Origin of the sequence: Paenibacillus darwinianus, assembly GCF_000598065.1 — a bacterium.
Lineage (GTDB): Bacteria > Bacillota > Bacilli > Paenibacillales > Paenibacillaceae > Paenibacillus_I > Paenibacillus_I darwinianus.
In genome coordinates this window covers 56,984-65,833 of sequence record NZ_KK082215.1, presented here as the reverse complement: position 1 = coordinate 65,833, position 8,850 = coordinate 56,984, and the positions used below count along the sequence as shown (strand labels likewise).

The window sequence follows — 8,850 nt, the reverse complement described above, 5'->3', positions numbered from 1 at the left end:
TGATTTGCTAATCAGCCATACTACGATTGTCTTTTCCCGTTACATATTGCTGGCATGGCAACATCGACAGAGTACTGATAACCGTACATTAGGCGGCTTATTTCATTTGCTCTGCGATGAAGTTAGCCAATTAGATTGGGCAATTGCTTTAAGACAACTCATTGAATTGATCGAGGATGTCGCCAAGAAAACCAGTAAGAAGATCACAACGCTCATTCAGACACAACTCCAGCAGTGGATTGCCGGTCTGCCCAGCTACATCAAGGCTTATCTGCCAATTTCAGGATGCGAAAGTTGAGTTATATTATTATCATGTCAACAGGAAAATGGCGGAAAAGGTCGAATAAAGTAAGCAAGGGTTTTTGTGTACAGGGTGAATTATACAAGATATGGGGTTCAGCTTATCATGAAAGAAGCGGTGGAGTTTTTATTCGGGGCGGACGACAGCGATATAGGCATTGCGATTGTGGCTCCCGATCTCAGCATTGTTTTTACTAACGAGAAAGCGAATAGCTTGTACACCTTGGCGAAAGGCGATCCATTTCCCGCCGATACCAAAGCCGGGCAAATGCTGCAGTTTTGTTTGCGGAATGAGAAAAGGGTTGCGGGATTCCCCATCCAGGAAATGGTGAATGGGGCGTCTGTGCAGCTGCTACTATACGTCTACCCTTTGCAGAAGAATGAAAGCGTCAGCTCCTGCTTGATTTTGCTGTGCGATCATTCCCTGTTCGGCCAACAATACGAGTCCAAAATCCGCCAGGAGAGAGTGGACCTGATCGGCGATATGGCGGCAGGGACAGCAAATGTCATTTTAAATCCCCTCGCGATTATAAAGGGCACGCTGCAATTGATGGAGAAGAGCATCAAATCCGAAATTACCGCAGCCGCTCCATTCTTTCAATATAAGAATGCTCAATATTTCCAAACGCTGTACGATCAGGTAACGGAAATCAACGCCATTCTCCATCGCTTTCTCCTGTTTAAACCTTCGGACTTGAAATTCACGCCGATTGCGTGGACACCTTTTCTCCAGGATGTCGTCTCCCGCATTCAACTTAAGGCATTGGAGAAAAACATTGGTTTGGTTTGCGAATTTCCGAATCGGTCTGCCCGTGTGTTCGGAAATGAATTTTATTTGCGGGAGGCATGCTACGCCCTGTTCCTCAACGCCTTCGAGGCTACGGAGGCCAACGGCAAGATCGTAATTCGGACTGAAGTGCGGGATGATGCCGTCCTGTTCACGGTCATCGATTACGGTCAAGGCATTCCGCAGGAAGTGCTGCCCAATGTGAAATATCCTTTCTTCACCACGAAGCCCGAATCGCTTGGATTCGGGCTCAGCTTCAGCGATCATGTCATGCAAATGATGGGCGGAAAGCTCGACATTCAGAGCTCACCCGGTGAGACCAAAGTGCAGCTTATGCTGACGGTGATGGATGTCCAGGAATTTGATATCGAAATGCAGTGATCGGCAGCGGTGGTAAAAGCGGCAGCAGGCGATAAGAACGGAGCGGGTCAATGGCCAAGGAGATCGAGCGAAAATTTCTGGTAGAGAATATGTCGTTCAAGAATAATGCCGAGGGGATTTTGTATAGACAAGGCTATATTACGAATTCGCCGGATAAGGTAGTCAGGGTGCGGATAGCGGGAGCTAAAGGCTATTTGACGATCAAGACCAAAAATATCGGTCTCACCCGATCGGAATATGAGTATGAAATCCCGGTGAAGGATGCCGACGAACTGCTTGCAGACGTCTGTGAGGCTCCGTTGATCGAAAAATATCGTTATACATCTCGTTATGAGGGGCACACCTGGGAGATTGATGAATTTCTCGGCGCCAACCGGGGATTGATCATAGCGGAAGTGGAGCTGCAAAGCGAAGAAGAAGCGGTAAGCCTCCCCGACTGGGTCGGCGCGGAGGTATCGGGTGACCCGAAATATTACAATTCGAGCCTGATCAAGCGGCCATACACAGAATGGTCAAAGGTGGAAGGGAGTCCCTGAATCGCAGCTGCGGCTTAGCCGCAGCTACATGTGAACAAGAACGGCGAGCCGAAGGTCAAGCCGTGAGAGGTTGGTTTCGCTTTTTGCAGCGGCTAATGGCCGATATATTTCGCATACAGCGACTTGGCCGTCGTGATGTCCTGGGTGCCTTGCACGACGACGCGGCCGTCCTTGAACAGGACGAGTGTGCAGCCGTCGACCTGAAACCGGAGAAGGAACGGGTTGCGGTCCACCTTGCCGATGCGGGCGAATATTTTTTCCTGTTCCTCAAGATTGACCGCCCTCCCGCCGCGCGGGGTGATCTGGACGGAATCTCTGCCGCACATCGCCGTGTATACTTCTTCCGCCTCCGTTTCCGGATTCAGAAACTCGAGTTCGCCCAGGCCGCAGGCCGGGCAGTCCTCACGCTTGCCATTGCCGATATTCATCTGCATATGCTGATTGTGCCACAGCTCAAACTGCTCAAGGTAAGGATTGTAGTGCTTGTCCGCGCCGACCAGCATTTTAAGAGCTTCGGTCGCCTGATAAGAGGCGATGATATGGATGATCGGCCCGATCACCCCTACGGTATCACATGTATCTCCCCGGCCGGCCGGCGGATTCGGAAACAAGCAGCGGTAGCAGGGAGTCGCGTGGGGCCGGATGGCCGCGAACATGCCGTTGGCGCTTACCGCGCCCCCGTAAACCCATGGAATGCGGTGCTTGACCGCGATATCGTTGATCAGGTAGCGAATTTGAAAATTATCGGTCCCGTCCAAAATCAGGTCGACGTCGGCCAGCAGTTTTTCCGCGTTATAGGCGTGTACGTCCCCGATGACCGGCTCGATCGTGACCGAAGAGTTCACCTTGCGCAGCTTCTCCGCTGCCGCGACCGCCTTGGGCGTATGATTGGCGGCGTCCTCTTCGTCGTACAGCATCTGCCGCTGCAGGTTGCTTTCCTCCACGAAGTCGCGGTCGATTAGTCGGACAAACCCGACACCGCTGCGCACCATATGATTCGCGAGCACGGTGCCGAGTGCGCCCGCGCCGACGATGGCGACCCGGCTGTTGGACAGCTTCTCCTGCCCGGCTGCCCCTATCGGAGAAAACAGTATCTGGCGGGAGTAGCGCGTATTTCGATTGGAGTCCATAAGCTCTTCCTTCCACGGGTTTGATAGACGATTTTCCGCTGATGCGGCGAACAACCCTTCATTTTATATATTGTCGCACGAGCGCTTGAAGAGCAAGCGTTTTTGTTATAGTGTAGAAGGATAACAGGGAGTGATCAGCTATGCAGGAAACGAACCGGCACATATACGACAAGCTTAAGCGTCCACTTCGTGATTTGCGTTTGTCGGTTACCGACCAGTGCAACTTTCGCTGCCGTTATTGCATGCCGGAGGAATTGTTCGGGGCCGATTATCAATTTCTTCCCAGGGAAAAGCTGCTTACGTTCGAGGAACTGACCCGGATCACCCGGATTTTCGTGTCGCTCGGCGTGGAAAAAATACGCATTACGGGCGGCGAACCGCTTATGCGCCGTGAACTGCCGGAGCTTATCCGCATGATCAACGAGGTTGACGGTGTGAAGGATATTGCGATGACGACCAACGGATCACTGCTCGCCAAGCACGCGCAAGCCTTGAAGGCGGCGGGGCTGCGCCGCGTGACGGTGAGTCTCGACAGCCTGGACGATAAAAGGTTCGGAGAAATGAACGGCCGCGGCTTCAAGGCGTCCCATGTGCTGCAAGGAATCGAGGCTGCTTCGGAAGCGGGGCTTGACGTCAAGGTGAACATGGTCGTGCAGAAGGGGGTGAACGATCAGGATGTGCTGCCAATGGCGAAATATTTCCGCGAGCGGGGTCACATTCTGCGGTTCATCGAATATATGGACGTCGGAAATACCAACGGCTGGCGGCTCGATCAGGTCGTGCCGAGCCAGGAGATCGTGAGGCTCATTAACGCGGAAATGCCGCTGGAGCCGGTCTTGCCCAATCATTACGGAGAAGTGGCGTCGCGTTATCGCTATCAAGGGGAGACCGGAGAAATCGGATTGATCTCTTCCGTTACGCAAGCGTTCTGCTCAACGTGCACCCGGATGAGAATTTCTGCGGAGGGCCAGATGTTCGGCTGCCTGTTCGCTGTGGAAGGGGCTGATTTGCGTGAGCCGCTGCGGCAGGGCCGAAGCGATGAGGAGATTCGAGATCGGATCACCGAGTTTTGGAGCGTCCGGGAGGAACGCTATTCGGAACTCCGGCTCTCCAATACGCCCGGGCTGAAGAAAAAGAAGGTCGAGATGTCCCATATCGGAGGTTGACGAGGTTAACGCGAATAGGCGGAGCTGCATGCGGCTCCGCCTTTTTGGCGTTCCCGAATCAGACTAATTACACAAAGAAGGTAATACGACTATGAAAAGCCGTCATACTGACGAACGCGGTTCAATTCAATTCAATCCATTCGGAGGACCACTTTGTAATTTCCCCGAGAATGGGCTCCAGCGCTTTGCCTTTCTCCGTCAGAGAATATTCGATGCGTACCGGCGTCTCCGGATAGACATCCCGCTTCACAATGCCTTCGGTCTCCAGCTCCTTCAACCGTTCGGCCAGCATTTTGCCGCTCAGGTTGGCCAGATCGGCGTCGATCTCGCCGAACCGCCGCGGTCCGGACATCAAGTCGTATACGATCAAGGCTACCCAGCGTTTGCCGAGCAGCTCCGTTGCCTTCTCGAATCGCGGGCAGATGTTCTGTGCGCTCAATGGTATCACCTCTTCCCCAGTATATCATATACTTACTAAAAGTGTTTATACATTTTTAATTTAAATAGTAACTTGACGTATTTTCATAACTACTATATACTTACTTACAAAAAGTAATAAATAATTCACTTATAAGGGGTCTTCTCCATGATCAATACTAATATTGTCGACCTGTTGAAACAACGCATTCAGACGATTCCGAGCGAGGACGGGGTCAACGTGCTGGTTGGGCCGATCAAGCTGCCGGTGAACCTCGGCGGCGAAACCGTTACCTTCCAGTGGTACTGCTGGCTGCCGTTGAAGAGCGATGCGGCGCGGGTCTGCTTGTCGAATCCGGATACCGAGACGCTGATCGAGCAGCTGTCCTCGTATAATCTGGCCGAGAAGCAGCAGTCGAGCGTCCTTGTGTACGGTGATTTTGTCTATTCGGAGGAAGCCTTAATCCGCATGCACAGCATCTGCCACACGGGCGATATTTTCGGAAGCAAGCGCTGCGATTGCGGCTATCAGCTTGAGCAGTCGATGAAAATGGTCGTCGCGCACGGCTCCGGCGCGCTTTTCTACCTGGCGAATCATGAAGGAAGAGGGATCGGCCTGTTCAGCAAAGCGATGGCTTATCTTCTGCAGGAGAACGGCCTTGACACCGTGGAGGCCAACCTTGAGCTCGGCTTTGCCGACGATGCCCGCGATTATTCGGACGCGATCGGCATTCTGCGGCATTTGAGACAAAAGCCGGTTACGCTGATTACGAACAATCCAAAGAAGCTGGAAGCCTTGAAATCCTCGGGCATGAACGTAGCCGGCCGCATGCCGCTGTGGGGCGACCAGTCGGAATTCAACGCGAAATATTTGCGGACAAAAGTGGAGCGTTCCGGTCATTTCGGCGAGCGCGAGAAACGGAGGAACCTATCATGATTTACCGTATGCATCCGGAGATGAAGCTCGGCGAAGTCAAGCTTAAGGTTAGCGATCTGGAGCGTTCCGTACGATTTTACGAGGAGATTGTCGGCTTAAAGACGCTTCAGCGTACGGGGAACGAGGTCGCCTTAACGGCGGACGGGCGGAACGCGCTCGTCGTCCTTGAGGAGATCCCGGGCGCGGTTGTGACGAAACGAAGATCGACGAGCGGGTTATATCATTTTGCGATCCTGCTGCCGACCCGCAAGGATCTCGGTTTGTCTCTGCGCAAACTGATCGAAGCCGGCATTCATATCGGCCAATCCGATCATTATGTCAGCGAAGCGCTGTACATCTCTGATCCTGACAACAACGGCATTGAAATCTACCGGGACCGTCCACGCGAGGAATGGACCTATGATGAACAAGGGCATGTACAAATGGGCGGCGATCCGATCGATTGGGACGGCATGCTGAGGGAGGCCGAGGGCCATCCGTGGAACGGAATGCCGGAAGGTACGACGATCGGGCATGTCCACTTCCATGTGGCGGATCTGGAACAGTCCGAACGTTTCTATTGTGGCCAGCTCGGTCTCGATATGATGGCGGACGCCACCGTGTTCATGGGCGCTTTGTTTGTGGCGGCGGGCGGGTACCACCACCATTTCGGTTTGAATATTTGGGCGGGGGCAGGTGCCCCGGCTGCCCCGAACAATGCCACGGGCATCGCGTACGCGACGATGATTTTGCCGGACCGGGCGGCGTTGGATGCCGTGCTTGCGAATCTGCGCGGCGGCGGCGTCGACACGGTTGAAGAGGACGGGGCAGCTTGGATAACCGACCCGTCGGGCATTCGTCTACGGCTGACGGTCGGTTAAATCGGCCATCACCTGCAAACAAGGCGCACGGCGTTTGGCGTCATGGTTAAGAGGCTTCCGCTTATTCGCTAATTTCCAGCACGATCATGGCGATGCCCTTGATCGTCAATGCCGTTCCTTCAAGCCGCTCAATGTGGGATTGGCCCCAAACGGCTTGCCAGTCTCCAAGCTCCGGCAGCTCGAGATCTACTTGCTCTTCGCTGGCACTGTAGAGCACGTACAGATGTTTTGCCGGATCGCCTCCTGCGTGATTCCGCAGGGTAAAAGAAAGAGTCCGTTCAGGCGACGGTTCGAATACGAGATGGTCGCGGATTTGCCGGGCCGTGTGCAGCCGGAACGCGGGATGCATTTTGCGTAGCGCGATGAGCTCCTTCATATACCAGACGTCATGCTTCCGGTCGGCGGCGCGCCGCCAGTCCATCCAGTTGATGCTGTCGGGAGATATATAGCTGTTCTCGACGCCATATTTGGTCCGCATAAATTCCTGGCCGGCATGAATGAAGGGAATTCCCTGCGCGGTAAGCACGATTGCCGAGCCTAGACGGTGCATCCTGGCGCGGATGTCGTCCGAATCCCATGGGGCCGCAAGCATCAGCTTATCCCACATCGTGTAATTGTCGTGACACTCCGCGTAATTGACGGTCTGGTCCGGTTCGTCCGCGAAAAGGCGGATTTCGTTGTTGTAGGTAATGCCGCCCGCCGCCCCTTTGCGGATATCCTGAGCCATACCGTCGTCGCCGCCGATAAAACCTCTGGAAGCCGGGTCGAAAATCCCGCCTTTGACCGCATCCCGCATATATCCGTTGAAATGAGCGATACGCGGCATGCTCGAAGCATGATGCTGGTTGGCGCGTTTCGCCTCGGGCAGCTCGGTTTCCATATCCCAGCCTTCGCCCAGCGTGACGATCGAAGGATCGAGTTCATCCAGGCGGCGGCGAATTTCCAGCATCGTTCCCACATCGAGCAAGCCCATCAAATCGAAGCGAAAGCCGTCGAAGCCGTAGCTTCGTGCCCAGTACAGGACGGAATCGACGATATATTTGCGCGACATCGCCCGTTCTGAAGCGACGTCGTTGCCGCAGTGGGAGCCGTCGGAAAGCGTGCCGTCCGGCTTGTACCGTAAATAGTAGCCGGGTACAAGCTTCGCCAGATTCATACGATAGCCATCGTAGAAATGGTTGTATACGACGTCCATAATAACGCGCAGTCCCCGGTCGTGAAGCGCTTTTACTGCGGCCTTCAGCTCGCGGATGCGGACAAGAGGATCGTAAGGGTCGGAGGAGTAGGACCCCTCGGGCACGTTGTAGTTTTTAGGGTCGTAACCCCAGTTGTACTTCTCATAGGGACGGGTTTCATCCACGCTCTCCGTGCTGTAATCGTAAACCGGCAGAAGCTGGACATGCGTCACGCCGAGGTCGACGATGTGGTCGACCCCCGTCTTAATGCCGTCGGGACCTTGGGTGCCCGTCTCGGTCAAGCCGAGGTACATCCCCTTATTGACGATGCCGCTTTCGGGATGTGCCGAAAGGTCGCGCACATGCAGCTCGTAAATGACCATATCAAGGGGCGATTCCAGCGGAGGCTTGGCGCCCGGCCAGCCTTCCGGGTCGGCCCGGCCGAAGTCGGCAATATAGCCCTTGTCGCCGTTGACGCCGACCGCACGGGCATAAGGATCGACTGCTTCGTTCCACTGCTCGCCGACCAACACCTTGTAGGTGTAATACTTCCCGTGGAGGTCGCCGTCCGCCTTAAGCAGCCAGGTGCCGCGCTCGCCTCTCTCCATGGCGAGTGTACACGTCGGTTCGCTGTCCCAGCGGTCATACAACACGGTATAAGCCTCCGATGCGGTCGGGGCCCACAGGCGGAATTCGGTATGCTCCTTTGAATACGCCGCGCCCAAATCGTCTCCGTGGTAGGCGAATGCGGTGTCGAAGGCTTCCGAAAAAACGGATATGCCGGAAGTGACCTCCGGATTGCCGTAATCGATTTTGTAATCAATTTCTCTTTGTACCGCCATAACCAGATCTCCTTTTAATCGAAACCCCATGATGATAATCAATCAATTTGTAAGAATCGACTCTAATAATGTTCAAATCAAAACAGGGTTTACGAAACAGGCTTGCCCGAAAAGTGGGGAGTGGTTTATGCTCTTAATCATTATGTTATTCCCCGAGGGCGAATGGGGTACGTGGCGTACCGCTATATACGGCAAAAAGGGACTTTCTTCATCAGCGGAAGAAAGTCCCTCTGCTTTTCGGGCGCTGCTGCCTGCGTGCCCGGCGTCCGTCAGCCTTTCGTTGCTTTCGCAGTCGGCGAAGCGGCGGGAGCGCAGACGC

General features: G+C 54.3%; 8 protein-coding genes and 1 pseudogene. 6 read left to right on the top strand and 3 right to left on the bottom strand.

Translation table 11 applies throughout. The features are described from left to right. From BG52_RS15530 to BG52_RS14335, 3 genes and pseudogenes are all read left to right on the top strand, one after another. Window positions 1-298: pseudogene (locus tag BG52_RS15530) on the top strand (IS4 family transposase); the annotation flags it as partial. Window positions 299-406: 108 nt separating this feature from the next. Continuing rightward, on the top strand, window positions 407-1,468 hold the full coding sequence (locus BG52_RS14340) for an ATP-binding protein (RefSeq protein ID WP_036586333.1): 1,062 nt from the start codon (window positions 407-409) through the stop codon (window positions 1,466-1,468). A gap of 50 nt (window positions 1,469-1,518) precedes the next feature. After that, the gene (locus tag BG52_RS14335) at window positions 1,519-2,004 is read left to right on the top strand and encodes a CYTH domain-containing protein (protein ID WP_036586332.1); all 486 of its coding nucleotides are present in this window, start codon (window positions 1,519-1,521) and stop codon (window positions 2,002-2,004) included. Between the two features lie 92 nt (window positions 2,005-2,096). Here BG52_RS14335 and BG52_RS14330 read toward each other — a convergent pair whose 3' ends face one another. Next, on the bottom strand, window positions 2,097-3,134 hold the full coding sequence (locus BG52_RS14330; protein ID WP_036586330.1) for a ThiF family adenylyltransferase: 1,038 nt from the start codon (window positions 3,132-3,134) through the stop codon (window positions 2,097-2,099). A gap of 140 nt (window positions 3,135-3,274) precedes the next feature. Between BG52_RS14330 and moaA the strand changes: the two genes are divergently transcribed. Continuing rightward, window positions 3,275-4,300 (top strand): GTP 3',8-cyclase MoaA, encoded by a 1,026-nt coding sequence (gene moaA / locus BG52_RS14325; protein ID WP_036586328.1) that lies wholly within the window; start codon window positions 3,275-3,277, stop codon window positions 4,298-4,300. A 121-nt stretch (window positions 4,301-4,421) separates the two neighbouring features. On the opposite strand, the gene BG52_RS14320 is transcribed toward moaA, so the two are convergent. Then, window positions 4,422-4,739, bottom strand: a complete 318-nt coding sequence (locus tag BG52_RS14320; protein WP_036586326.1) for a winged helix-turn-helix transcriptional regulator — start codon at window positions 4,737-4,739, stop codon at window positions 4,422-4,424. Window positions 4,740-4,886: 147 nt separating this feature from the next. On the opposite strand from BG52_RS14320, the gene BG52_RS14315 reads away from it, so the two are divergent. Beyond that, window positions 4,887-5,654, top strand: coding sequence for a GTP cyclohydrolase II (locus BG52_RS14315; RefSeq protein ID WP_036586324.1), 768 nt, complete (start codon window positions 4,887-4,889; stop codon window positions 5,652-5,654). Next, entirely contained in the window at window positions 5,651-6,514 is an 864-nt protein-coding gene (locus BG52_RS14310) for a VOC family protein (protein ID WP_036586322.1), read from the top strand. The genes BG52_RS14315 and BG52_RS14310 overlap by 4 nt, the downstream gene beginning before the upstream one ends. Before the next feature lie 61 nt (window positions 6,515-6,575). Here BG52_RS14310 and pulA read toward each other — a convergent pair whose 3' ends face one another. Continuing rightward, complete coding sequence (pulA, locus tag BG52_RS14305) at window positions 6,576-8,531, bottom strand: type I pullulanase (RefSeq protein WP_036586320.1); 1,956 nt, start codon at window positions 8,529-8,531, stop codon at window positions 6,576-6,578. Window positions 8,532-8,850: the final 319 nt, after the last annotated feature.